The following is a 25937-nucleotide window of genomic DNA, read 5'->3' on the forward strand; positions in this document are numbered from 1 at the left end:
TAGCTACAAATATACAACAGAAGCGCATGAAAGTTTACGCATTTGAAAGAGGTAAGACCAAAAGAAGGACTCAATGGTAAGCCACTGCTCTCTTTTCTTTGCTGCTCTGCATGGCCAGCTCGATGATGCGGATGGTATTTCGGGCCTGTTCTGGTTTCACCTCGAGCTCCGCTATACCTAAGATGGCATCCCGCACATTATCATAAAAAGCGCGGTAATCGCCCGCTTCACTCTGAACCTTGCCCACGATCCTTTGTCCCTGCACTTCTGTATCCAGTTTGCCCCAGATCTCTTCAGGCTCAACGCCCCAATTGGCCCCTGTAGGTGAGAGACCCGCTTTCAGGGCCGCTTCCTGCACATCCAGCCCGTACTTCACAAAAGATCCTTTATCACCTGACAGGATGAAGTGGGGTCCCGGCTGCTTCACCAGCATACCTGCTTTCAAAATCGCTTTCAGACCATTGGCATAGTAGAGCGTCAGGTCAAAGCTATCGGTTATTTTCCCGCCACTCCGTTGCGTGCGCAAATCGGCGTATATTTCGTGCGGGGTCCCGAAAAGCACGAGTGCCTGGTCGATGAGGTGCGCACCAAGATCATAGAGAATGCCCGAACCCGGCAGTTCTTTCTCTTTCCAGGTCTCCGCAGCAGGTATAGGCCTGAACCGATCGAAATGGGCCTCGTACTCCACCAAGCGCCCCAGCATTGCACTCTCAATAAGCTTCTTCACCGTTTTAAAATCACTGTCCCAGCGGCGGTTCTGATAAACGGTCAGCAATTTCCCTTTTTGTCTTCCCAACTCAATCAGTTCGTTCGCCTCCTCCGAAGTAACGGTAAAGGGCTTCTCGACCACCACATGCTTGCCCGCTTCTAACGCTGCTTTGGCCAGGCTGTAATGTGTGTCGTTGGTAGTAGCTACGATCACCAGGTCAATGGCTTCGTCCTCCAAAACGCTCGTGGTTTCGGATACAACTGCTGCATCGGGGTATAACTGTCTGGCAAGCGCAATGCTTTCGGGTCGGTTAGCCTTGATTTTGCTGAGTTTCAAGCCCTCCACAGCGGAAGCGATCGGTGCATGAAAAACCCGTCCGGCAGTGCCGAAGCCTAGAAGGGCTATGTTAATTGGTTTACTCGTCATTAGAGGTAATTATAAAATTTCATCATTTGCCGCCTTCAAATGCTTACGTCAAGCTAATTCATTTGCTGCATAATAATAAAGAATCTCCTATATTTAGTCCTTTCTTCCACCAACCATACCTGCAATTTGAAACAAATTTTACCCCAACCAATTAAATTTTTAAGGTATAGCTGTGTCGCTTTTGGCTTATTCATTACAACCTCTGTTGCTAGTTTAGGCCAGAATCAGCCATTTGCCGACTCTACCAGGTTTGCCGCCGATACGGTGCAGGTCACATACAAGCCTTACGAATTAAGTGCAGCAGATTTTAACAAAGGGCTTGTCAGCTCTGTGGAACCGGCTATCATCGGCAGGTTTGCGGGCTTGCGGGTGGTGCCCGGCGGAGGTGCACCCGGTGCAGGAGCAGAGATGGTGCTGCGGTCGGGTACTTCTTTATTTGGAAACAACAGCCCCCTGGTGGTGATTGATGGTGTTTTGCTCGATGCTTTCAGCCACTCGCTTCATGCAAGCAACCTGAGCTGGCTGAATCCCGATGATATTGCCGCGGTTTCGCTGCTGAAAGATGCCTCTGCAACCGCCCTTTATGGAGGTGCCGCTGCAAACGGAGTCCTGGTGATCACAACGAAATCAGGAAACGCGGGCGACAAAATCCGGCTGCAATACAATGCGACAGGCGCAGTTTCAAGCCTGCGCAAAAGGGCTGATATTTTTTCTGCGGATGAATTCAGAAGTCTGATTCGAGAGCGATATCCTAACCAGCAGCATCTCCTGGGCGAATACAATACCGACTGGCAAGATGAGATCTACCGTACGGGTTTCGGATTGGCCAACAATCTAAATGTGAGTGGCGCAATGGGGCCAGTACCGTATCGGGTGTCTGTTGGACAGCTAAAGCAAGACGGAATTCTGAAAACCTCCGGGTATAAGCGCAACACGCTGGCCGTCAATCTCCAACCCAGCCTTTTTCAGAAGCATCTGACTTTCAATCTTTCTCTGCATAACACCCGCCAGGAATTGCGGCTGGCAGATGAGCGGGCCATACCTGCCGCCATGGCTTTTGACCCTACTCAGCCCGTATATGCTGATAACATGTACGGTGGCTATTTCACCCATATGCGTCCAGATGGCTATGTCTTAAATTACAATGTCAACCCGCTGAGTCTACTGGAGCAGAAGGAGAACCTAGAGAGCATCAGAACACTTTCTGGACAGGCACACGTAAAGTACAAGCTTCACTTTCTACCTGCTCTGACAGCCAATTACAGGTATGCATACTTCAAGTCCGAGGGTGATTACAGAAGTAACATTTCCGCTGACATGGCTTCCCGCGCGTACAGTCCGATTAATTTCATTACACATGACCTGGAATCAAAGATCGTGCATTCAGAAGCATTCTTTGCGCTGGACCAAGCTATACCCGGCTTAAGCAGCAAGCTGAGCCTAATTGCGGGTGCACTGAAAACAACCCGGGAAACCGTATCAAAATCAACAGAAAATAATAGAGACGACCTAATTCACTCAAGAGGCAGAAACTACGGGGCTACGCATGAGAACCTGAGCTACTATGGCAGCCTTGGCTATACCTTGCATGACCGCTATACCTTAAAGGGTTCTTTCCGAAACCTGTCTGATTTGAATTCTAAGGAGGATGCATTCCGGCAACAGTCAATTGCAGTAGGTATAGGCTGGGACCTCAGGAAAGAGGCATTTCTGACTAACGCGGAATTCATCTCTCATCTGAAGATCAGGGCTGATGTGGGTAGTTTCAGCCGGCTGGATGAGCCCAACAGGTTCAGGACGGTGGTGTGGGCACCCGTGCAAGGCAACCCATTTGACTATGGATTTATTGGTTCTCGAGTTGAAGTTGATACAGAGAAGACATTAGTAAAGAGTCTAGGACTTGAGTTCGGACTAATGCAGAACAGACTTACGGGAACCCTCGGTTACTTTCAAAATAAGTCAAGTGACCTGCTTATACCTTACAGACCTCCAGTTGGAAGTGGCTCAGTGAGGTTTGTAAGTTTGGGAAGCCTAAGCGTGTCCGGATTAGAAATGGCAATGCATTATACTGTTATTCAGAAAGAGGGCGCCTACTTAAAGCTGGGCATGCATGCCACTGTTGTGAAAAACCGGTTAACAAGTCTGGGAGAATTACAAGTGTATACTTTCTCTGAAAATGATTATGGCCTCAGGTTAGCCGTTGGAGAACCTGCACAGGTATTCAATCTTTTGAATCAATTATATGATAAAGACGGGAAACCAATTCAGGGAGAATATGAAAAAAACAAACTTGGCTATTTCGAAAGAAAGCCGATGGGAACGAACCTACCCAACACCTACTTCGACCTGAGTTCTAGCGGCGGTTACAGAAATTGGGAAATATCTTTTCTAATGCGAGGTGCTGCAGGGCATGAGGTATTCCATCAAGCTAATGCTCAGCGCAGCTGGCTGAATGCTAATTATGATGATTGGTACGTTTCCAACGCGAACCGCAGTTACCTTGAGACTGGCTTTATAAGCCCACATCGGGAGTCCAGCCATTTTCTAGAGGATGCCTCTTTTTTGCGCCTGGAATATTTGCAACTGGGCTACAATGTTGGGAAATTGCTAGGCAGTAAAGTTGACATGAAAGTCAATGTCACTGTACAGAATGCTTTTGTATTAACCAAGTATAATGGACAGGACCCGGAAGTGGCCAATGGTATAGACAGAGGTCTCTATCCACAACCGCGCACGTTCTCGTTAGGATTAAATCTGAGTATATGAGAGGTGAAAAGGCTGCCCCAAGGTATAGGAAGCCTTTTCTATACCTGTAAGCCTGCTTTCATACCCTGCAACCAATCATGATTGATCCGCAGGCAAGAATCCTCCAGTTTCTCTATACCTCGTATACCTGTTATATTGGTCCCGAACACGCAATCAGCTTGAACCAACTCTTCCGGTATAGCCAGCACCTGACGTACTGCTATACCTTGCTGAAGGCACCAACGCAGGATATTGCGGCGCAGAATCCCATTCACACAGCCTGTCTCCAAAGCGGGGGTATAGAGCGCACCATCCTTCAGCCAGAAAATATTGGAAGAGATCAGCTCCGCGACGTTGCCTTTTGCATCCAGCAGCAGCATATCATCAAAACCACTGGCTTTCTTCTCCATACCAGCCAACACATAGAGCGGTGCTTGAGGTCCTTTGAAATGGGAGAGGGGGGAAAACAAAGTTCTCACTGACTGACAAATACCGATCTGTATACCTGAATCAGGTATAGGGTGGGCAACTTCTGCATTCGCCAGCCACTCTATATCATTTGACAGCGGAGTATACAAACCCTCCCCGGCACGCCATACCTTCAATTTGATGCGACCATACTCAATAGCCTTGCGCTGCTTGACCAATTGCAACAGATTCTCCTCCAGTTCCCCATCCCAGAAATACGTAGGTATAGCCAACTGCAGCGCAGCGGCGGCTTCCCGTATCCGATCCTGATGATCCCGCCAAAAACGGATCTGACCATCCACTACCATGATCGTCTCAAAAAAACCATCACTGTATTGAAAGGCCCGGTTCGTGATCGGTAGCTTCAGATCTTGCAGCGGCAAGAAGTGGTTGTTGTAGAGGAGCAAATTGAGTTAGAAAGTTAGAAAGTTAAAATTTAGAAACTTCATACCTGTTGTCATCTTGCAAAGAACTTAGCAGCAAGCAGCTAAGGATTTCGGAGCTGGCAACAAAGATTCTTACAGAATGACAAATGGGATCACATTATTATTCTCGCATTCAATTAGTTCTATCGGATCAATGCAAACCGTTTCCCTGGCATGGCCTTGACCATCCCTTTAAATTCCAGCCCTAACAGCACGGAGGCTAGCTGATTAACGGGAACCTGCGATTTCCAGCCCAGGTTATCCATTTGCTCTTCGCCGGATTGGATCAGCACCTGCAGCACCTGCATTTCCTCCGGTGTGAAGTCGGCTGGGTCGAGCGCAGGTATAGACTTAGCACGTTTTGCGGCCAGATTGTCCTCCACATCCCAGTTCAGCAGCTCGATCAGGTCTTGGGTCGAGGTCAGCAAAGCGGCTTTGTGCGATTTGATCAGCCAGTTGGTGCCCTCCGACATAGGCGAGTTAATGTTGCCCGGCACCGCCATCACTTCCTTGTCATAGCTGTGGGCAATGTCGGCAGTGATCAGCGTGCCGCTCTTGAATGCTGCTTCGATGACGATGGTGCAGTCCGACATACCGGCGATGATGCGGTTACGGGCCGGAAAGCGGGGTGCGTCGGGTTTGGTGCCGAAGGTGTTCTCCGTGATTACGCCGCCTTGTTCAAGCATTTTCTCGGCGTACTTCTTGTGCACGCCCGGGTAAATAGTGTCGGGCCCGGAGGCCATCACGCCGATGGTCGGAAGTCCGGCCTGCAGTGCGGCCCGGTGCGCAGCAATGTCAATGCCGTAGGCCAGACCGCTCACGACCATCACATTATAAGGCTTCAGTTCATCAACAATCCGCTCGGTCACAGCCTGCCCATAACTGGTTGGTTTACGGGTACCTACAATGCTGATGATGCGTCGATGGTTTAAGTCCGTATTTCCCCTAAAATAGAGGAGGGGCGGGGCGTCGGGCAGTTGCTTCAGCCGGTTCGGGTACTTCGGTGAGGTATAGAACAGCAATTGCACATGCTTGTCTGCAGCCTTTTTTAGCACATCTTCCGCTTCCAATAAGGCCTGACGACCGTTGTCGCGAATGCTCTTCGCTACACGTTCACCCACGCCCGGCACCTTCAACAGCTTGGCAACAGGCGTGTCAAACACGGCTTTGGCAGAGCCGCAATAGCTTACCAGCACCTTCGTCAGCTGGTCGCCAACGTGGGGCAAAAACGAAAGGGCTACTTCAAACTGGGCTTCCTGTGACATGCACCAAGGTACGCAGGCTTAGCTTTTGGTGTTCAGCTGTTCCTTGATTCCCACCAGGAAAGAACGCACTTTCTCCAGCGAATTGATGATCTCGATCTTGTCCTTTGTCTGCACCGACTTGTTCTTCAGCACTTCTTTGGCGCCCTGTATCGTGAAGCCGCGCTCTTTTACCAGGTGGTAAACCGCTCGCAATTCTTCAATGTCCTTGGCAGTGTACTGGCGGTTGCCTTTCTTGTTTTTCTTCGGCTTGAGCTGGTCAAACTCAGTCTCCCAGAAGCGGATCAGGGAAGGGGCGACGTCAAATTGGGCAGCTACTTCACCGATGGTGTAGTACTGCTTTTCGATTTCTTTTTCTTTATAAGGCATAGTGTCGGTTTCAAGGTATAGGGCAGCAGCACTAATTTTCGGGTATGGCACGCAGAATTACGGCTAAAATTGCTACTTTTGCCCTAATGCAGGCCCGTGTAAGCATTGCCCGAAAGGGCTGTTTCTATAAGGCAAAAATTCTATATTTTTTGTTATTAAACAACAAGTATAGCAGATTGTATCTAAAGGCTTAATAATCATAGATGAACTCAGCTGAGATTAGACAAAAGTTTCTTGACTTCTTTGCACAACGGCAGCATCAGATCGTGCCGTCAGCACCCCTTGTGGTGAAAGATGACCCCACCCTGATGTTTATCAACTCAGGTATGGCGCCCTTCAAGGACTACTTCCTGGGCAACAAACCCGCCCCGTCCAAGCGCATTGCCGACACCCAGAAATGCCTTCGCGTATCGGGCAAGCACAACGACCTGGAGGAAGTAGGCTACGATACCTACCACCATACCATGTTCGAGATGCTGGGCAACTGGTCTTTCGGCGACTATTTCAAGAAAGAGGCACTGGCCTGGTCCTGGGAGCTTTTGACAGAGGTATACCAACTGCCGAAAGCCAGACTGTATGTGTCGGTTTTCCAGGGTGATGACTCCGAGAACCTGCCGATGGACCAGGAGGCGTTTGATATCTGGAAGTCTATGATTGCGGAAGACCGCATTCTGATGGGCAATAAGAAGGACAACTTCTGGGAGATGGGCGACACTGGTCCTTGCGGTCCGTGCTCGGAGATTCACGTGGACTTGCGCACCGACGAGGAGCGTGCGCAGGTGGACGGCAAGACACTCGTCAACGCTGACCATCCGCAAGTTGTCGAAATCTGGAACAACGTATTCATGGAGTTCAACCGACTGGCCGATGGCTCGCTGGTAAAACTGCCTGCGCAGCACGTCGATACAGGTATGGGCTTCGAGCGTCTGTGTATGGCCATTCAGGGCAAACGTTCTAACTACGATACCGACGTTTTCCAGCCGCTGATCCAGTTCATCGCCAAAGAAGCCGGTGTTGTTTATGGAGAAAACGAGCAAATAGGCATTGCCATCCGCGTGATGGCCGACCACATCCGGGCCATTGCTTTTGCGATATCGGACGGACAGCTGCCATCCAACAACAAGGCCGGTTATGTAATCCGTCGTATCCTGCGCCGTGCGGTCAGGTATAGCTTCACCTTCCTGGATTTCAAAAAGCCTTTCCTATACAAACTGGCAGCCGTGCTGGCCGACCAGATGGAAAACGTATTCCCGGAGCTGAAACAACAGTTGAGCTTCGTGCAGCGCGTGATCGAGGAAGAGGAGAACGCTTTCTTGCGCACTCTCGAAAACGGTCTGAAGCGCCTGGATGCACTGGAGTCTAAATTCAAAGAGAATAACAATACCATCGACGGCAAGACCGCCTTCGAACTGTACGATACCTTTGGCTTCCCGCTGGACCTGACTGCCCTGATCGCCCGTGAAAAAGGCCTGAAAGTGGACGAGTCTGGCTTCAGTGTGGAGATGGAGCAGCAGAAAAACCGTTCCCGCAATGCTTCAGCACAGGAGCAAAGCGACTGGGTGATCATTCAACCGGATGTGGAGACAGAGTTTTTGGGTTACGAGCATGACGTGGCAGATTCACACATCGTGCGCTACCGACAGGTGAAGACCAAAAACAAAAGCGAGTACCACGTTGTGCTGGACCGCACGCCGTTCTATGCCGAGAGCGGCGGACAGGTAGGTGACACCGGTTACCTGATTTCGGCCACCGAGCAAATTGAGGTGCTGGATACGAAGAAGGAGAATGACCTGATCCTGCATATCACCTCGCAGCTGCCGCAGAACATCGAAGCCACATTTAGGAGTGAAGTAGACTTTGAGCGCCGCAACCTGATTCGTAAGAACCACTCTGCTACGCACTTACTGCACGCTGCTTTACGTAAAGTTTTAGGTGAGCACGTGCAACAGAAAGGCTCTCTGGTAAATGAAAAAGTACTGCGGTTTGACTTCTCTCACTTTGCCAAGGTAACCGACGAGCAACTGCGCGAGGTAGAGACGATCGTGAACGAGCGGGTGCGCCAGGCGATCCCTTTGGAAGAGCAGCGTAACGTACCAATTGCCCAAGCCAAAGAAATGGGTGCCATGGCGCTCTTTGGAGAAAAGTATGGCGAGTCTGTGCGCGTGATCGCTTTCGACCGTGACCACTCGGTAGAGCTTTGCGGCGGTACGCACGTGTACAACACTGGTGAGATTGGCTATTTCAAGATTCTTTCTGAGAGTTCTGTAGCGGCTGGTGTGCGTCGTATCGAAGCAACCACCGCTGCATCGGCCGAAGAGTACATGCAGCAGCAGTTGAACGAGCTGAACGCCGTGCGCGAAGTGCTCGGTACGCACAGCAATATTTCGGGCGCCGTGCAGAAACTGCAGGAAGACAACAAAGTCCTGCAAAAGCAACTCGAGCAATTCGAACTGAAGCAACTGACCAGCCTGAAAGAAAGCCTGGTGCAGAAAGCACAGTCTATTGACGGTGTGAACTTCGTAGCGGAGAAAGTAGATGTAAGCACTGCCGATTACCTGAAAAAACTGGCTTTTGACATGCGTCAGGCCGTGGACAATCTGGTGCTGGTGCTGGCCGCTGAAATCGACGGGAAGCCACAGATTGCGGTGATGCTGTCAGACAACCTGGTTTCGGACCGTAAGCTGAACGCCAGCCAGATGGTGCGTGAACTCGCGAAAGAGATCAAAGGCGGCGGCGGCGGACAGCCATTCTATGCCACGGCTGGAGGCAAGGACACTTCCGGTCTGCAGGCTATACCTGCGAAAGCAGAAGAACTGGTTAAAACATTGATTAATGCTTAATATAAAGTATTGGAAGCCAACTTTGAGACAAAACAAGTAAGGCTTTTAGTATTTATACTTGTAAAATGGATAAAGCAATAAGAGACAAATACCAGGCGATCATCGGTCTGGAGGTGCACGCCCAGCTGCTTACGGAAAGCAAGGCCTATTCGTCTGACTCGACAGAGTATGGCGTGATGCCGAATACCAACCTGAGCGTGATCACGCTGGGTCACCCGGGCACTTTGCCGCGCATTAACAAACGTGTGGTGGAGATGGCTGTGAAAATGGGTTTGGCGACTAACTGCGACATCACGCGCTACAACATCTACGCCCGCAAAAACTATTTCTATCCGGATCTTCCGAAAGGCTACCAGATCACGCAGGACAAAACGCCTGTCTGTACGGCTGGTTATCTGGATGTAAAAGATGCTGAGGGCAATGACAAGCGCATCGGCATCACGCGTATTCACATGGAGGAAGATGCCGGTAAATCCATGCACTTGCCGGGCGAAACGGAAACACTCATCGACCTGAACCGTGCGGGTGTACCGTTGATCGAGATTGTGTCCGAGCCGGATATCCGTGACTCAGAGGAAGCCTACAACTACCTGACGGAAATCCGCCGCTTGGTGCGCTACCTCGAGATCTGCGATGGCAACATGGAAGAAGGCTCGCTGCGTTGCGACGCCAACATTTCGGTGATGCTGAAAGACTCGCCGCTTTGGGGTACCAAGGTGGAGGTGAAGAACATGAACTCCTTCCGCAACGTGCAGCGCGCCATCGAGCACGAGATCGAGCGCCAGATCATGGTGATAGAAAATGGCGGAAAGATCGATTCCGAAACACGCAACTTCGACGCCAACACCGGCACGACCACGGCCATGCGCTCCAAGGAAACGCTGAACGACTACCGTTACTTCCCGGAGCCAGACCTGCCGCCGTTGGTGATTGAACAGGAGTGGCTGGAGCGCATCAAAGAAACCATGCCGAGCCTACCGCAAGAGCTGTACAAGCGCTTCACAGAGGAGTTTGGCCTGTCTGACTATGACGCAGGAGTATTGACTGATGCAAAAGAGATTGCGCTGTACTACGAGGAGCTTTGCAAGCATACCAATAACTACAAGGGCGCTGCTAACTGGGTGACGGGTCCGGTAAAGTCCTATCTGAACGAGCTGCAACTGCACATCAAGGACTTCCCGCTGCAGCCGCACGCCATTGCCGAGATCATTGCCCTGGTGGACGAGAACAAGGTGAGCCACTCGGTAGCTGCCAAGAAGATCTTCCCTTACATGCTGGAAAACCCAGGTATACCTGCACACCAGGTAGCCGAGGAGCAGAACCTGCTGCAGGAGTCTGATTCGGACTCACTTAAAGCCATTGTGGCGGAAGTGCTGGCCGCCAATCCGCAGAAAGTGGAGGAGTACAAGGCCGGTAAAAAATCGCTGGTCGGTATGTTCATGGGCGAGATCATGAAAAAGACCAAAGGCAAAGCCGACCCGAAGGTGGCAAACCAATTGCTGCAGGAAGGACTTAACGCTTAACTATATCAGACAAAGGAAGTTTTGACAAAAGACAAAGGATGCTCTTTCTTAAAGCTCCATCCGAAGATGTCAAAATAAAAGGCCTTTAGATTTTTGTAGGAAAACCTACCTGAATACATGATCCTTTGTCAAATAGTCTTTTGTCAAACTGTCAAAATATAAAAATATGAACCTAAGAAACTATGTCGTACTGGCCGCCTCGGCTGCATTAATAGCCAGTTGTCAGGGGAATAAAACGGCCACGAACAGCAGTGCCTACACGATTGAAGGCAAACTGCAGAACGCCACACCGGGTCAGATTTTTCTGTTCGAATTGGGGGAGCAGCAGTTTATTGCCCGCGACACAGCTGATATTAGTCAGGACGGTACCTTTACTTTTCAGGGGGAGGTGAAAGAGCCCACCTTGTATCGCCTCGGCCTTGATCAGCAGAATGCTATGATGATGGTGCTGGAAAACAAAGCCATAAAGGTGGAAGCAGATGCCCGCGACCTGAACAATACGGCCAAGTTTGAGAACTCCGAAGACTCGGAGCTTTTTCAGCAGCTGAACAAGATGGTGAGTGAAAACCGTCAGAAAGAAATGGCGCTGAGCGAGCAGTTTAACCGTGCCATGTCGGAAGGTAAAACAGAAGAAGCAGAAGGATATCGCCAGCAGTACCTTACGTTGCAAAAGGATGTCAAAAACTTCATTGCCAAGCACCCTAACTCCATTGTATCGGCTTTTGGTATGCTGAGCCTCGTTAACCCGCAGTTGGATTTCGCTTTTGCCGATAGCATGCTGACGCTCTATACCCAGCACATACCGGAGTCGAAGTATACGAAGACACTGACGGAACGCCTTGCCAGCATGCGCACAACGGCCGTTGGCTCTGTTGCACCCGATTTTAAGCTTCCAACGCCTGAAGGTGGCGAAATAGCGCTGTCCTCACTCAGAGGCAAGTACGTGCTGATCGACTTCTGGGCCAGCTGGTGCGCCCCATGCCGCAAAGAAAACCCGAACGTGGTGAAGATGTACAACAAGTACAAAGACCAGGGCTTCGAGATCTTTGGTGTGTCGCTCGATCAGTCGCGTGAAAAATGGCTGAAGGCGATTGCCGATGACAAGCTGACCTGGCCACAGGTTTCGGATCTGAAAGGATGGGAAAGTGCAGCGGCACAACTTTATCAGGTAGACGCCATCCCGCAAACCATCTTGCTCGACAAAGAAGGTAAGATCATTGCCAAAGGATTGAGAGGCGAGGAACTGGAAGCGAAAATCGCTTCGCTTGTGCAGTAAGAAGGTATAGCCATACCTCAAAACAAGAAAAGCCCTTCCGCACTGGAGGGGCTTTTCTTGTTTATAAAGAATAATACTGTTTAAAAATCACAAGGAACGAGCTCAAGGTATAGCGCAGTTCGTTTACTGCTTCTCGCTTGCCATTTGCAACGTGGAGTATTTTTGTCGATGCTGTTCAATGGGACGCTCACGTCAACAACGAGTTTCCTCAAGCAACTTATTCCTCGGAAAAACCATACCCCGAGATTACTTCTTGAACACGCGTTGCAGCGCTCCCCAAAGCAGCTTTTTCTGCTCCTGGTCACCATCGAGCACAGCCAAGGACTGCGAAAAAACAACCGGCACACGGCCAACCACTACCGGATTGTAAAGCGTGAATTTATCATGTGGCAGGTCGGTGTCAAGGCGACTGGCGAAGCTGAGGATGTAGTTGGTCTGCAGGGTATCACAGAGGGCCTCAAACTTGGTTGTGGCACCGGACACATTGTTTACAAAAGCAACATCAGCAGGGCCAAAGCCGATCGCCGCCAGTATCTTGATCAGGAAATCAGATTGCGGTAGGGCCCTAAATTCCGGATCGGGCAGGGTCACCAAAACAACCAGGCCCTTCCGGTTTTCGCCAATCACCTCAAAGGACTTCGGCAGTTCCGCTTTCTCTACTTTCAGTAATTTAGGTATAGCCGCTGGCGGAGTTGTTGGAACAGGAGCTGTCGGGCCAGTAGGTATAGCCTTTGGCTCTGCTTTTTCTGACACAACAGGTATAGCTGCCTCTTCTACTGCAGGCGCACTGACTTCAGCTACCTGCTCTTCAGGGAGCCAGTATAGCGTTTCCGGCATAAAATGTCGGAGGAACTCACTGTTAAGTTGATCTGGCGTCAGTGCTGTCATCGGATTAGGTATAAATTACTTCTGATCTTCCTTTAGATCAAAAATAGAGCGCAGTTCGTTAGCCTCACTCGGCTTCATACGGCCCGCCAGCACCAGGCGCAGTTGGCGACGACGCAGGGCACCGTCATAAAGCTTGATCTCTTCTTCTGTTTCAGGTATAGCCTCCGGCACATCGATCGCTTTGCCGGATTGGTCTACAGCCACAAACGTGAAGAAAGCCTGGTTCGACATCACTTTTCTTCCGGAAGGAATGTCTTCGGCATACACCACGATGTGCACTTCCATAGAAGAAGAGAAAGCGCGGGTCACTTTGGCCTCGAGGGTTACCACGTTGCCCAGTTTTATACTTTCAGCAAAAGACACGTTGTCCACCGAAGCCGTTACCACAATGCGGTTGGAGTGGCGCTGGGCGGCAATGGCCGACACAATGTCCATCCAGTGCATCATTTTGCCACCCATCAGGTTGTGCAGGGTATTGGTATCGTTAGGCAACACCAACTCGGTCATGATCACGTAGGATTCGCTTACTTTTTTCTGTTTACGCATGTCAGTTCTATAAATTCTGCCGCAAAGATAGGGGACGAAGGTCCAAACAAAAAGCCGGGTATAAATTAAGATAGTCTACTTATGCTTAAAAAGAAGGCTTGTCCCAACCGGACTTACCGAGCAACGGCACGAATTTGAAGTCAGTGAAGACTTCCTGCGCAAATTCATTTTCGCTGGTGCGGGTAATGCGTAGCATTTTCTGGCTCGTTTCACCCCCGACAGGTATGACCAGAATGCCGCCGATGTTCAGCTGACTCACCAGCGTTTTTGGTATACCGGGCGCGCCGGCCGTCACGATGATCTTATCAAAAGGCGCGTGCGCTGGAAGGCCCAGGGAGCCATCGCCGTGGAAGGTATGCGGGAATAATCCGTAGGTCCTGAAGAACTTCACTGCCTTGTCGTAGAGCGGCTTGTTGTATTCAATGGTGTATACCTTGGGCGTGAGCTGCAGCAGCACACAGCACTGGTAACCAGATCCGGTCCCGATCTCCAACACCTTATCAGTTGGCTGCAACCGCAAAAGCTCCGTCTGGAAGGCCACGGTATAGGGCTGCGAAATGGTCTGGCCCTCGCCAATCGGGAAGGCTTTGTCTTGGTAGGCTTGCTCAAGAAAAGCTTTTTCGAAAAAGAAATGCCGGGGTACCGTTTCGATTGCCGCCAACACCCGTTCATCGCGTATACCTTTGTCTCTCAACTGTTTTACCAAGGCGCGGCGCATGCCTTTGTGCTTGTACAAATCTGTCTGCATTTCCCTCTGAATCTGTAAAATTTAAAAAATCAAGCTGAGCAATTTCAGGTATAGGGATCCCGCTATACCTTGTCTGAACTCGGCCTGAAACTCGTGTATTGCGAAAATAAGCATACCTGCCCACAGTTACCTAACCGGATCGTAATTTAATCTTGCCTCCAAGCGGAATAACAGGAAGCACCCGTGCATATGAGCGAAATCATGGTTAATTTTGTATGCAGACAACCATTCATAAAAACATGTTCACAGGTATAATTGAAGGCATGGGCCAGGTGCAGGTCATCCGGGAAGAGGGCACCAACAAGCAATTCACCCTGTCGTCTCCTTTCACGCACGAGCTACAGATCGACCAGAGTGTGGCCCACAACGGCATCTGCCTGACGGTGGTAAACATCACGGAAACTGATTATACCGTAACGGCCATCGACGAAACGCTTCAGAAAACGAACCTGAACAGCCTGCAGGTGGGCGACAAGGTGAATCTGGAGCGCTGCATGAGCGCCAACGGCCGCTTCGACGGGCATATCGTGCAGGGGCACGTGGACCAGGTGGCGGTTTGCGAATCCGTGGAGGACCAGAACGGCAGCTGGGTGTTCACATTCTGCTATGACCCAAGCCTGGGCAATGTAACGGTGGAGAAGGGATCTGTGACGGTAAACGGCATCAGTCTGACAGTTGTCAATTCGCAGGAAGACCGGTTTTCTGTGGCGATCATTCCTTATACCTACGAGCATACCAACCTGCACCAGGTCAAGCCGGGCAGTACCGTCAACCTGGAGTTTGATATTATTGGCAAGTATGTTGCGAGGTTGTTAGGGAAAGCTTGATTTAAGCTTTTACAGGAGTGACAGAACTTTTCAAGTATAGCAAATGATATTGTTCTATAGCTTCGCCTGTGCGGCGGGCACTCACTTTTTGTCTTGACACAAAAAGTAAGCAAAAAAGTCAAGACGATTTTGAACTCGCTGACCGCTCAAACAAAAAATCGTCGTTCGCGCACCTGGCGAAGCGATCTGTTTCATCGCTCCGGTGCAAGTTAGTCTTGCTACACCTGCCAGTGGTGCGTGTGGTATATGATAGAAACTACAACGCTTATACCTTGAATGGGTAGTGGCTGAAAAGTCCCCCTTCGAAGGGGGCAAGGGGATGTTAATCGTGCACGAACTTCCTGCCTATACTTTAATCAAACCCTGACCCTTACTCCACCACAATCCGGTGATAAGTAACCCCATAACCACCCCAAACCCCCAACCCGCCGTTTATATTGGATCGTGTTGTATTCGGTGAGCCGATGGGACTGCCGTTGTTGTTGCGCTCGTTCTCCAGGGTATACCAGAAGCGGTAGTGCTCGATGTCAACCGCAGCCCAGCGCACCACAATCGTGTCTCCCTTCCCGAAATAACTGTAAGTGTCCAGGTCAACCTCTTGACCAAGAGACTCGCCCCGGTCCAGCGGGAAACTCAGGTTCCGCACACCATTGATCAGCTCATCATTGAAAACGGAAGCAAAGTAGCCGGGATAGAAGGGTTCGCTGTTGCGCTTTGTAAAGTAACGCACGCTATTTCCCAGTGTGTCGGGATCCTGGTAGCGGTAAAAAAGTATAAACAGACTGTCCTGCTCAGGGTCAGGGTGGGGTTGCAAAAAAAGCTCCTGCAGCGGGTTCAGGTTAGGGATGGTAGTAGAAGAAGTCAATTCCCGCCCTTCATAACTAATTCGTAACTGGTAGCTTTTGCCTACCTCGCCTAACAATTCCTCGGAGGTATAGACATAGAAAATAAAACTGCTGTTGCCCGTCAACTGCGCCTCAGGTATAGCGAACTGCTCCGAAACCACCCGCCTTAACCCCGGCCAAAAGGCGGCGGCGGGCACTTCTTTTAAGGTATAGCTTTTTCCGCCAGAGCTCACAACCACCTGCGCTCCGTGCACAAAACTGGCCTCGATATCGGCAGGAGAAAAGCCCGCGAAAACAGGCCTGCTGCGCGTAAGGACCACCACTGGCGGAGCGCCCTGCTCTATATGCCCTTCCACTACCAATTGTTCCTGTCCGGCAGGTATGTCAATGGTCAGGTCCTCTTCGCAGGCGACAAGGGATGAAAGCAGTAGCAAAAGCAGAAAATATCTCAGTCGCATCGTTTTACCATTTAAAGTTCCAGGTGACAGAGGGCAGCGGGAAAGGAATCAGCGACACCTTCTTGGCCTGCACTTTTGTATCCGTGCCGTAGGGTGTCCCTTCGCTGTCAATAAAGTACAGAAACGGATTGCGGCGGCCGTACACATTGTAGATCGCAAACGTCCAGCTCGACTGCAGCCTTTGTCGGGCTTTTCCCTCCAGCGTGGCGGACAGATCCAGCCGGTGAAAGGGCTCCATCCGGAAACTGTTGCGGTCACCGTACTGGTAATTGACCGTCCCCTCGATCAGGTAGCGCCGCTCGGGCATGGTGGTTGCCTGGCCCGTGCCGTAAACGAAGCTTCCCCCGAAGGTCCAGCGCGGATTGTAGGTATAGGTGGCTACTAACGATACATCGTGCCGGCGGTCGAAGCGGGCTGGGAAGGTGCGGCCCTGGTTGATGTCGGGGAAGGTGCGGTCGGTGCGCGACAAGGTATAGCCGAGCCAACCCTGCAGGTCGCCGTAGTTCTTGCGCAGGAAAAGCTCCGCCCCGTAGGACTCCCCATTGCCCCGCACAAACTCGTACTCCAGATCGCGGTTGCTCGGACCGGCCACAAAACCCTCCCGGTACTCCAACTGGTTTTCCATGGTTTTGTAATAGAACTCCAAGGAGCCTTCGTACATGTTCTGGCTGAAGCTTCGGAAGTACCCGACAGCATATTGGGTCGCCCGCTGTGGCTCCACGATCGCTGAGCTTGGCACCCAGACATCCAGTGGCAGGGTGGTATAGGCGTTGGAAACCAGATGCAGGTACTGCGCCGATCGGGTGTAACTGGCCTTCACAGACGAGTTCGCGCTCAAGGTATAGCGTGCCGAAAATCGCGGTTCCAGTGTCTGAAAGGTTTTCACGCGCGCTCCATCGGCATATGCCACCGAATCAATGGCTCGTTGGTTTTGGTCGAATTCATAGAGTGTAAAAGGCCCCGTCTGCGCAAAATAACTGCCCCGTATACCCAGACTCAGCAAGAGCCGATCCGTTACGTTCCAATCATCGGACAGGTAGAGGGCCGCCTGATGGGCCGTTTTGGAAAGGACCCGATCCGTAGAGAAGACATCGCCTTCGGCAGTTTCGGCACTGCCTGTGCGGGGGCGCAGGGTATGGTGGGTGTACTGCAGGCCATATTCTATCTGATGCTGGGCTGAGGGGGTATAGGCAAAGTCTGTCTTAACCGTATAATCCCGAATGCCCGTCTCTACACCTGTGGTGATATCGCCGAAATCCCAGGTGAAGTCAAAAGCATAGTCGCTCAGAATACCAGAAACATCCACGGAGTGCCTGTCCGAAAACCGGTGATTCCATCGGGCAGTGGCCGCAGCGTTTCCCCACTGAAAATCGGCCACGAAACGGCCGGAAGAAAGCGTGAGCGAGCCCACATCCTTGCCATAATAACCGCTCAGGTATAGTTTGTCTTTGGGCGACAGGGTATAGGAGACTTTCCCATTGAAATCATAGAAATAGAAGGGCACGCCGCCCTGCTCGGTGTTTCGCAGGAAAGGACCAAATACGACATCCACATAGGTGCGACGGGCCGAAAAGATAAATGCAGCCTTGTCTTTTACCAATGGCCCCTGCACTGTCAGGCGGGAAGCGATAAGCCCAATACCGCCCTCGGCCTGCAGACTGTCAGCGCTGCCTTCGCGCAACTCCACGTCCAGCACCGAAGAGAGGCGTCCGCCATACCTGGCCGGCATGTTCCCTTTGATCATGGTGGCACTGCCGATGGCATCGCTGTTGAAGACGGAGAAGAAATTGAGCAGGTGACCGGGATTGTAAACCACCGCCTGATCGAGCTGAATCAGGTTCTGATCGGCCCCGCCGCCGCGCACATAAAAGCCCGTGTTGCCCTCGCCACCAGATTGTATGCCCGGCATCAACTGTACCGTTTTCATGATGTCCGTTTCCCCAAACAGCACCGGCAGCGTCTTCACTGACTTCATCGGGATGTCGAGTTCGCCCATCGTGGCGGTTTGGGTGATAGGTTTGAGACGCGTACCAATCACTTCCACTTCCCGTGTGCTGTAGGTGGCTGGTGTGAGTCGCAGGTCGAGCGTTTCGTTGCGGAAAAGCTGCAGCTGCGTTTCCTGGTTCTGGTAGCCAATGTAGCGGATCAGCAAGGTATAGCTGCCGGGCGGGGCACTCAGGCTATACCTGCCGTCGGGCTCGGAAACGGTGCCAATGGAGGGGCGTTCCTTCAGGCTGATGGAGGCGCCTGCCAGCGGTTCGGCTGTGTTCGCATCGAGCACCCGACCGCGCAGCACAAAGCTGTCCTGCGCCCATGCGGGGAGCATGGACAAGAGTAAAAGCGGCAGAAACAGGTATAAGAAATATCGTTGTTGCAAGTCCGGTAATCAACTGTTCTAACAATACGACAGAAACAGCGGATTATGCCAAAGGTTTGTGCTGAAAGCGGGTATATTTCCGGAGCCACAACCGGTAGCCCACCACCGCCAGCATGGCTGTACCGGCGCCAACCAAAGCCCCGCCAATAATGTCGCCCGGATAATGCACGCCCAGGTAGATGCGGCTGTAAGAAACAACCACGGCCCAGATGACCAGTACGATCTTGAAGATAAGGTAACGGTCGGAGAGGATCAGGTTAAAAAAGACGGCCAGCGCAAAGCCTGTGGAAGCATGGGAAGAGAGAAAGCCGAATTTTCCGCCGCAGCCGCGCACCAGGTTTACCATGGCCGAAAGCTCCGGATCGTGGCAGGGGCGTAGACGCGCAAAATAGGGTTTGAAGATACCAGAGGCTACATAATCAGCCAACCCTATACCTGCCACAGCCATCAGCAGCATTGGGATGCTCTGCATTTTGTAGCGCCAGATAATGTAGCCGATCAGCAACAGGTAAAAGGGAATCCAGAAGTATTTGTTGGAAACCGTGACCATCACCGTGTCCCAGAACGGACTCTGCTGCTCGTTCAGGTATAGGAACAGTTCCTGGTCCAGCTTCTCCAATCGATCCAGCATGCTTATTGAACGTTGATCCAGTCGATGTCTTTTTTGAGATAGCCCAGTGTCTTCTCTTCCGGTCCACCCGCCTCCGGTTGGTGGTTGTATACCCAGGAGGCATGCAGCGGCAGACTCATCAGGATAGACTCAATGCGTCCGTTTGTGGCGAGACCGAACTTAGTGCCGCGATCATATACCAAGTTGAACTCCACATAGCGTCCCCGACGGATCAGTTGCCACTGTTTCTCACGCTCCCCGAAAGGCAGATTTCGGTTTTCATTAATGATCTTGGTATAGAAGGGCGCAAAGGCATAGGCAACGTCGCGCACAAAGGCGAAGCGCTCTGCCATACTGATCTCATCAGTGGCCATCAGACGGTCGAAGAAAATGCCGCCCACGCCGCGTGTTTCTCTGCGGTGCTTGTTGTAGAAGTAATCGTCGGCCCATTTCTTGAACTCCGGGTAGTAGGATGGGTGGTGCTTGTCGCATACCTCCTTCATGGCCTGGTGGAACTCCCGCGCCTGCTTCACATCCACATAAATTGGCGTCAGGTCGATGCCGCCCCCGAACCAGGCTGTACCGTCGCCCGCCTCAAAATAGCGCACGTTCATGTGCGTGATCGGCACCATCGGGCTGTGCGGGTGCATCACCACCGAAACGCCCGTCGCAAAGAACTTCGGGTCCGGCATCTGCAGCATTTTCAGGAATTGGGGGGAAAGCTCGCCTTGCACGGCCGAGAAGTTGACGCCGCCTTTTTCGAGCACGTTGCCGTTTTCGATGATGCGGGAAATACCCCCGCCGCCCTGTTCGTGCTGCCACTCGTCTTTCTGGAAAGTAGCACCGCCATCGCAGTTTTCAAGGTCGCGCACCAAGTCCAGCTGGAACTGGCGCATAAATGCTTTAACTTCTTCTCTGAACATTTTTTCTCCTTTTTGATTATTGGTATCACGACACACGTATCACGTAGCACGACTTTATTGGGACAAAGGAGTATTTAAAACAGTACAAAAGACTTATAGGGAACGGCTATACCTTGGTGTCCATATTCTTTTGTCCTTTATCACGAAGTCCTCGACAATAAAAAAAAGTCGTGCTACGTGATACGAAATACGTGATACGTACCCACAAAATTACCAAATAAACCCCGCTCTACCGAACATTCGTAAGGATTTCAGAAAAAGGGCTTTTTTGCTTAACTTCGGGCAATAACTACGCGCAACCTATGTCAAAAGAACTGATGGAGGCATTTAAGATCGATACAGCAATTCTTAAGAAAGCCTACCGACTCATGATAACTGCCAAAACGATGGCAGACACCTACGAAGAAAATAAAACCATCTGCAGCAAGTATGTGCACAGCACCTCGCGGGGACACGAGGCCATTCAATTGGCGGCCGCCTTTCAGCTAAAGCCCTACGACTTTGCCGCGCTCTACTACCGCGACGACTCCATGTTGTTAGGTATAGGCATGCAGCCATACGAACTGATGCTGCAACTGATGGCCAAAGCCGATGACCCCTTCTCAGGCGGCCGCACCTATTACGGACACCCCTCGCTGCGCCGTGAAGGCTTCCCGACCATTCCGCATCAAAGCTCGGCCACCGGCATGCAGGCTATACCTGCCACGGGCATGGCACACGCCATTTCCTATTTCGAGTCGCAGGGACTGGCCAATGGCGAGGAAAAGCCTGTCGTGCTCTGCTCGCTGGGCGATGGCTCCGTGACCGAGGGCGAAGTAGCAGAGGCATTCCAAATGGCGGTGCTCAAGAATCTGCCCATCGTATACCTGGTGCAGGACAATGACTGGGGCATTTCGGCAACAGGCAAGGAAATGCGTGCCATGGACGCCTATGAATATGCAGCCGGATTTAAAGGGATGGAACGCCTGCGCGTGAACGGCTCTGAATTTACGGAGTCTTATGAAGGGATGCGGGTAGCATTTGAGTATGTGCGGGAGGTGCGCAAGCCGATTCTGGTGCATGCCAAGGTTCCTTTGCTGGGCCACCACACCTCCGGCGTGCGCCGGGAATGGTACCGCGGAAACAACTTGCAGGAGCACGGCGTGAACGACCCGATCCCAAAGCTGCGTCAGGTGCTTTTAGAGTCAGACGTGACGACCGAAGAAATACAATGGCTGGAGCAGGAGGCTCAGAAAGCGGTGGCCCAGGACTACCAGCGTGCCCTGGATGCCCCTGTACCTGATCCTGCTACCTTTGACCAGCACGAGTTTGCCCCGACACCCGTAACAGAAGAAAAAGGCGAGCGCAGTCCGGCTGGTGCTGAAAAGACCATCATGGTGGACGCTGCTTTGCATGCCGTGGATGATATTTTGCGCACTTACCCGGAAGCCTTATTTTATGGCCAGGACGTAGGAGGGGAGCTCGGCGGTGTATTCCGTGAAGCGGCCCTGCTGGCTAAGAAATACGGCGATGCCCGCGTGTTCAACACCCCGATCCAGGAAGCTTACATTGTAGGCTCCACCGCAGGTATGTCGGCCGTAGGAGCCAAGGCCATAGTGGAGATCCAGTTCGCCGACTACATCTGGCCAGGTATGAACCAACTAGTAGAAGAGCTTTCGAAGAGCTGCTACCTGTCCATGGGCAAATTCCCGGTGCAGTCGCTCATCCGGGTGCCGATTGGCGCTTATGGCGGCGGCGGACCTTACCACTCTGGCAGTATTGAATCTACTTTGCTGACCATCCGTGGCATCAAGGTAGTATACCCTAGCAACGCAGCCGACATGAAAGGCTTGATGAAAGCTGCTTTCCTGGACCCGAACCCGGTGATCATGCTCGAGCACAAAGGCCTTTACTGGTCAAAAGTAGCGGGCACCGAAGACGCCAAAACCGTTGAACCGGATGAAAACTACATCCTGCCACTCGGAAAGGCCAACGTGGTGCAGTATGCCGACGATGAAGAAGTCCGCTTGGGCAACTCCATGACCGTGATCACCTATGGCATGGGTGTGTACTGGGCTAAAACAGCTGCCAAACAGTTCAAAGGCAGCGTAGAGATCCTGGACCTGCGCACCCTCAACCCGCTTGATTTCGAGGCAGTAGTAGCTTCGGTTCGTCGCCATGGCAAGGCGCTGGTGCTGACCGAAGAGCCACTGATGAACTCCTTTGCCGAGTCACTGGCCGGTCGCATCTCCAAAGAGTGCTTCCAGCAATTGGATGCCCCTGTCTATACCTTGGGTGCCGCCAACCTGCCGGCTATACCTTTGAATGTGGAATTGGAGAAGATGATGTTGCCGAATCCGGAGAAAGTAGCGGCAGCCATGGAAGAGTTGCTGAACTACTAATCTCAGGTATAAAATAATTGAAAAGCCCCGCCAGGTTCATGGTGGGGCTTTTTTGTGAATCAGGAATTAGAAAGGATAGCCAATGCCGATGTTGAGGTTGGTTCGGCGCTCTGCGGGGTCCGTCTGGCGGAACAGGTCGGAGAACCGGAAGTCGCGGATCACGAATTTGTTGCCGTTGATGTCGCCGGCCGGATCGTATACCTGCGTGGCAAAGTCGAAGCGCAAAATCACAACCGAGAAGTTAAGACGCAAACCAAAGCCAGTCCCGACCGCCAGTTCTTTGTAGAAGCGGTTGAACTGAAAATCCGAGCCCGGGCGGTTATCAGGCTTGAGCATCCATACGTTGCCGGCATCAACAAACAGCGCCCCGTTCAGGAACCCAACCATATTGAAGCGGTACTCGGCACTGGCTTCCAGCAATACCTCGCCCGGCTGCTCTGGCACCAATGTCCCGTCTTTTACATCGGAACGAGGTGTAGCGTAGGAGCCAGGCCCCAAACGTCGGGCTGTCCAGGCGCGAACACTCGAAGCGCCTCCGGCAAAAAAATACTTATCATAAGGCAGGGCGGTGGAGCCGAAGAGCGGAGCACCCACCCCCGCATTGACTCTGTAAACAAAATAGCGCTGTCCACCCAACGGGATGTAACGACGATAGTCCGGGTTGAGTCTGGCGTATTGAAACTGACGCAAATTGCCCGTCTCAGGCATAATACCAAGTTTGGAAGTAATGCCACCCACCTCGGTCAGCACGCGCAGATACCGGGCATTACGGGACTGTATGAAGTCGTTGGTGTTGTAGATGAGGCTGAAGCTGACAAAGGAAATAAACCCGCTTCTGAAACTTTCGCTGAAGGACCGGATACTCGGATTCTGTAAAAAGGTACTGTCAAAATCAGGGTTGATACGGCCCACCTGAATGATGTTCACATTGACAGGAGAAAATATATACTGTACCGTCGGTGTCTGCAGTGGGCGCGGGTACTTAAACCAGATGTAGTCTAGCGAGGCTTCGTAGATAGAGCGGGAAAACTCAGAACGGCTTACATTAGTGTAACCCGTATAGATTCTTGTTCTGGGGTTATATTCCTCCAGTATGTTCCCGCCGCCAAAAGGCAGCTTGAATGTCGGAAAAGTTAATGCCGCATCACCACCAAACTCCCGGATCATGACCGTTTCGTTGGGATCCGAAATGTTTATCTGCCCTTCCAGGCCACCACGTATTCCAAAATCCAGGTTCTCAGCGCCACCAAACACATTGCGCACCTTTAGCCTGACACTTGAAAATGGTCCGGGGCGGCGTTCCGTAAAGTTCATGCCCAGTTCGGTCGTTTCCTGAAACTTCTTCGAAGGAACGGCATTGATGAAGGCATTGAGTTGATTGCCCGATAGTGAATCCGTGAGATCTGTGATCTTGCTGTAGCTGACGTTGCTGAACTGAAACACATCCATTTCGGAGAGCCGCCTTTGCGTAAGCGAAGTCCTGAACTGGCTGTAACGCTGCCCTGGGTAAATGGAAACCTTTTTGTCCAGTATGTTGGGCGAAAATTTCTGGTGATAGGCCAGGTATTGCACATTGTTGTACTGTAGCGTGTCACGCACCAGGCCAAAGCGGTCGGCATCCGTCTTAAAGTATACATTCCGGAGAGTATAGGCCTTGTGCGACTGCTGATCCTCAGGGTTCTGGATAATGGTGTTCACCCTGACCGTATTACCCCCAAAGCTGGTGTCCACGTCGAACTCGATGTAGGCGCGGACAAAGTCAAAATACCCGTTGTGGCGCACCATCTCGTAGAGGCGGTCACGCTCGTCACTGATCAGCTGCTCGTCGTACACGTCGCCAACTTTGAGCAAAGACCGGTCTTCGTACCGCTTCACGACCTTCAACAGCGAATCGTCCGGAATAGTATAGCTGAACTCGCTGTAGCGGTAGGGTTCGTTTTCTTCAATGTTGAGCGTGATGTATACCTTCTTGCCCTTTTCCTGCTTCTCGTAGCTCAGTTCGTGATTAAAGAAGCCTTTGGTGTTCATGTAGATCTCCACCTGGTCCATGGTGCGCTCCATCAGCAGGGAGTCGTAAATGGCGGGGGGCTCGCCGATCTGCATCAGCAGGTTGCCTTCTTCCTTGCGGTCACGCTGACGGGCAATGCGGCGGTCAAAGCGGTCCTGTATGCGGCGGGATTTTGTGGAGTCTCCGGCTTCGGCTACTTTGCTGGCCCGCTTCGTGCGTAGTTCCTCAATCCGCTCGTCAATGCGGGAGGGACTGTAAAACTTTTTCCCGAAATTATAAATGGCCAGATAAGGAGTAGAGCCCAGGAAAGTACGGTTTGGCTGCTGCTGGTAAACCGCCTCAATATCAGTCTGGCTCACATGGTTTATCCCTTTGGGCTCTATACCTAGCAGGAGTTGCTCGTTCTCGCCCAGATTTTTGGTGGGCACACAGGCAGCTAAACTAATAATTGTAATTACCAGCCCGAATATGTAACATCGTGTTCTCAAACGATTCTCTGCTCTATGTTGTCGAAAGCAATTGTAAAGTACGTTAATGCCCTGCAAGTAAAAAAATACCGCAACCAACACCAAGCCTTTGTGGTGGAGGGAGCCAAAAGTGTACTGGAACTGCTGAACTCAGACTTTGAGCTCCAGCACCTGTTCATCACGGAGGAGTTCCTGCAGGAGCACGGCAACAGACTAAGCAAAGGTACACGATACGAACTTGTTACGGAACAGGATTTGACAAAGGCGGGCACTTTTTCCAGCAATAATGCCGGACTGGCTGTGGCCCACATGCGGCAACTCCCAAATTTAGCGTTCAAATCCGGTGATTTTACGATCGCGCTGGACGACATACGTGATCCGGGCAACCTGGGCACCATCATCCGCATAGCAGACTGGTACGGCATCCAGACGATCGTGTGCTCCGAGACCTGTGCTGACTTTTACAACCCCAAAACCATTTCAGCCACCATGGGATCGTTTACCCGGGTCAAGGCCTATTATCTCAACCTGGGTGAATGGCTGCACGAACTTCCAGAGGGTATCCCCATCTACGGGGCCTCGCTGGACGGCGAGAACCTGCACCACATGCAATTGCAGCCCCACGGCGTCGTAGTGATGGGAAACGAAGCCAATGGCATACGCCCGGAAGTCGCCAATGAAGTAAACCACCTGATCAAGATCCCGGCATTCGGCAAGGCAGAGTCGTTGAACGTAGCCACGGCCACGGCCATCATCATCGACAACTTTATGCGTCACGCAGATATCTAAAACAAAAGAGGCCTCCGATAAGAGGCC

The 25937-nt window shown here is 51.7% G+C and carries 19 protein-coding genes; 7 read left to right on the forward strand and 12 right to left on the reverse strand.

Translation table 11 applies throughout. The features are described 5' to 3' along the window. Nucleotides 1-70: 70 nt before the first annotated feature. Nucleotides 71-1135 (reverse strand): oxidoreductase, encoded by a 1065-nt coding sequence (locus IEV97_RS00145; RefSeq protein WP_188499497.1) that lies wholly within the window; start codon nucleotides 1133-1135, stop codon nucleotides 71-73. Nucleotides 1136-1261: 126 nt separating this feature from the next. Between IEV97_RS00145 and IEV97_RS00150 the strand changes: the two genes are divergently transcribed. Next, nucleotides 1262-3901 carry a SusC/RagA family TonB-linked outer membrane protein gene (locus tag IEV97_RS00150; protein ID WP_188499498.1) on the forward strand — a complete coding sequence of 880 codons (2640 nt, stop codon included), beginning with the start codon at nucleotides 1262-1264 and terminating at the stop codon, nucleotides 3899-3901. Nucleotides 3902-3939: 38 nt separating this feature from the next. On the opposite strand, the gene IEV97_RS00155 is transcribed toward IEV97_RS00150, so the two are convergent. The 3 genes from IEV97_RS00155 to IEV97_RS00165 all read right to left on the reverse strand — a co-directional run bounded on the left by IEV97_RS00155 (nucleotide 3940) and on the right by IEV97_RS00165 (nucleotide 6404). Beyond that, nucleotides 3940-4731 carry an aminotransferase class IV gene (locus IEV97_RS00155; protein WP_188499499.1) on the reverse strand — a complete coding sequence of 264 codons (792 nt, stop codon included), beginning with the start codon at nucleotides 4729-4731 and terminating at the stop codon, nucleotides 3940-3942. Nucleotides 4732-4916: 185 nt separating this feature from the next. Continuing rightward, entirely contained in the window at nucleotides 4917-6038 is a 1122-nt protein-coding gene (gene dprA / locus IEV97_RS00160; RefSeq protein ID WP_188499500.1) for a DNA-processing protein DprA, read from the reverse strand. A gap of 18 nt (nucleotides 6039-6056) precedes the next feature. Continuing rightward, entirely contained in the window at nucleotides 6057-6404 is a 348-nt protein-coding gene (locus IEV97_RS00165) for a MerR family transcriptional regulator (protein WP_116544776.1), read from the reverse strand. Nucleotides 6405-6607: 203 nt separating this feature from the next. Between IEV97_RS00165 and alaS the strand changes: the two genes are divergently transcribed. The 3 genes from alaS (at nucleotide 6608) to IEV97_RS00180 (ending at nucleotide 12043) form a co-directional block, all read left to right on the forward strand. Next, on the forward strand, nucleotides 6608-9244 hold the full coding sequence (gene alaS, locus IEV97_RS00170; RefSeq protein ID WP_188499501.1) for an alanine--tRNA ligase: 2637 nt from the start codon (nucleotides 6608-6610) through the stop codon (nucleotides 9242-9244). A gap of 65 nt (nucleotides 9245-9309) precedes the next feature. After that, nucleotides 9310-10767: an Asp-tRNA(Asn)/Glu-tRNA(Gln) amidotransferase subunit GatB gene (gatB, locus tag IEV97_RS00175; protein WP_188499502.1), complete on the forward strand. Its 1458-nt coding sequence runs from the start codon at nucleotides 9310-9312 to the stop codon at nucleotides 10765-10767. Between the two features lie 166 nt (nucleotides 10768-10933). Beyond that, nucleotides 10934-12043: a TlpA disulfide reductase family protein gene (locus tag IEV97_RS00180; protein WP_188499503.1), complete on the forward strand. Its 1110-nt coding sequence runs from the start codon at nucleotides 10934-10936 to the stop codon at nucleotides 12041-12043. A gap of 246 nt (nucleotides 12044-12289) precedes the next feature. On the opposite strand, the gene IEV97_RS00185 is transcribed toward IEV97_RS00180, so the two are convergent. The 3 genes from IEV97_RS00185 to IEV97_RS00195 form a co-directional block, all read right to left on the reverse strand. Then, complete coding sequence (locus IEV97_RS00185; protein ID WP_188499504.1) at nucleotides 12290-12931, reverse strand: hypothetical protein; 642 nt, start codon at nucleotides 12929-12931, stop codon at nucleotides 12290-12292. A gap of 15 nt (nucleotides 12932-12946) precedes the next feature. Beyond that, nucleotides 12947-13477 carry an acyl-CoA thioesterase gene (locus tag IEV97_RS00190; RefSeq protein WP_188499505.1) on the reverse strand — a complete coding sequence of 177 codons (531 nt, stop codon included), beginning with the start codon at nucleotides 13475-13477 and terminating at the stop codon, nucleotides 12947-12949. A gap of 85 nt (nucleotides 13478-13562) precedes the next feature. Continuing rightward, nucleotides 13563-14225: a protein-L-isoaspartate(D-aspartate) O-methyltransferase gene (locus IEV97_RS00195; RefSeq protein ID WP_188499506.1), complete on the reverse strand. Its 663-nt coding sequence runs from the start codon at nucleotides 14223-14225 to the stop codon at nucleotides 13563-13565. 239 nt (nucleotides 14226-14464) lie between these two features. Between IEV97_RS00195 and IEV97_RS00200 the strand changes: the two genes are divergently transcribed. Next, on the forward strand, nucleotides 14465-15052 hold the full coding sequence (locus tag IEV97_RS00200; RefSeq protein ID WP_188500350.1) for a riboflavin synthase: 588 nt from the start codon (nucleotides 14465-14467) through the stop codon (nucleotides 15050-15052). Between the two features lie 370 nt (nucleotides 15053-15422). Here the strand turns inward: IEV97_RS00200 and IEV97_RS00205 are convergent, their stop codons facing one another. The 4 genes from IEV97_RS00205 to hemF are packed head-to-tail and all read right to left on the reverse strand — an operon-like array spanning nucleotide 15423 to nucleotide 20265. Next, nucleotides 15423-16355: a DUF4249 family protein gene (locus IEV97_RS00205; protein WP_188499507.1), complete on the reverse strand. Its 933-nt coding sequence runs from the start codon at nucleotides 16353-16355 to the stop codon at nucleotides 15423-15425. Between the two features lie 4 nt (nucleotides 16356-16359). Beyond that, entirely contained in the window at nucleotides 16360-18732 is a 2373-nt protein-coding gene (locus tag IEV97_RS00210) for a TonB-dependent receptor (protein ID WP_188499508.1), read from the reverse strand. 43 nt (nucleotides 18733-18775) lie between these two features. Beyond that, complete coding sequence (locus IEV97_RS00215) at nucleotides 18776-19363, reverse strand: phosphatase PAP2 family protein (RefSeq protein WP_188499509.1); 588 nt, start codon at nucleotides 19361-19363, stop codon at nucleotides 18776-18778. 2 nt (nucleotides 19364-19365) lie between these two features. Further along, nucleotides 19366-20265 (reverse strand): oxygen-dependent coproporphyrinogen oxidase, encoded by a 900-nt coding sequence (hemF, locus tag IEV97_RS00220; RefSeq protein WP_188499510.1) that lies wholly within the window; start codon nucleotides 20263-20265, stop codon nucleotides 19366-19368. Nucleotides 20266-20567: 302 nt separating this feature from the next. On the opposite strand from hemF, the gene IEV97_RS00225 reads away from it, so the two are divergent. Continuing rightward, a complete protein-coding gene (locus tag IEV97_RS00225; protein WP_188499511.1) occupies nucleotides 20568-22646 on the forward strand; it encodes an alpha-ketoacid dehydrogenase subunit alpha/beta in 2079 nt (692 codons plus the stop codon). 66 nt (nucleotides 22647-22712) lie between these two features. Here the strand turns inward: IEV97_RS00225 and tamL are convergent, their stop codons facing one another. Further along, on the reverse strand, nucleotides 22713-25199 hold the full coding sequence (gene tamL / locus IEV97_RS00230; RefSeq protein ID WP_444543907.1) for a translocation and assembly module lipoprotein TamL: 2487 nt from the start codon (nucleotides 25197-25199) through the stop codon (nucleotides 22713-22715). Here tamL and IEV97_RS00235 point away from each other — a divergent pair. Further along, nucleotides 25158-25910 (forward strand): TrmH family RNA methyltransferase, encoded by a 753-nt coding sequence (locus tag IEV97_RS00235; protein WP_188499513.1) that lies wholly within the window; start codon nucleotides 25158-25160, stop codon nucleotides 25908-25910. The two genes, tamL and IEV97_RS00235, sit on opposite strands and share 42 nt — an antisense overlap. The last annotated feature ends 27 nt before the right edge of the window (nucleotides 25911-25937 follow it).

The sequence above is a fragment of the Pontibacter amylolyticus genome, assembly GCF_014638845.1.
Classification (GTDB): domain Bacteria; phylum Bacteroidota; class Bacteroidia; order Cytophagales; family Hymenobacteraceae; genus Pontibacter; species Pontibacter amylolyticus.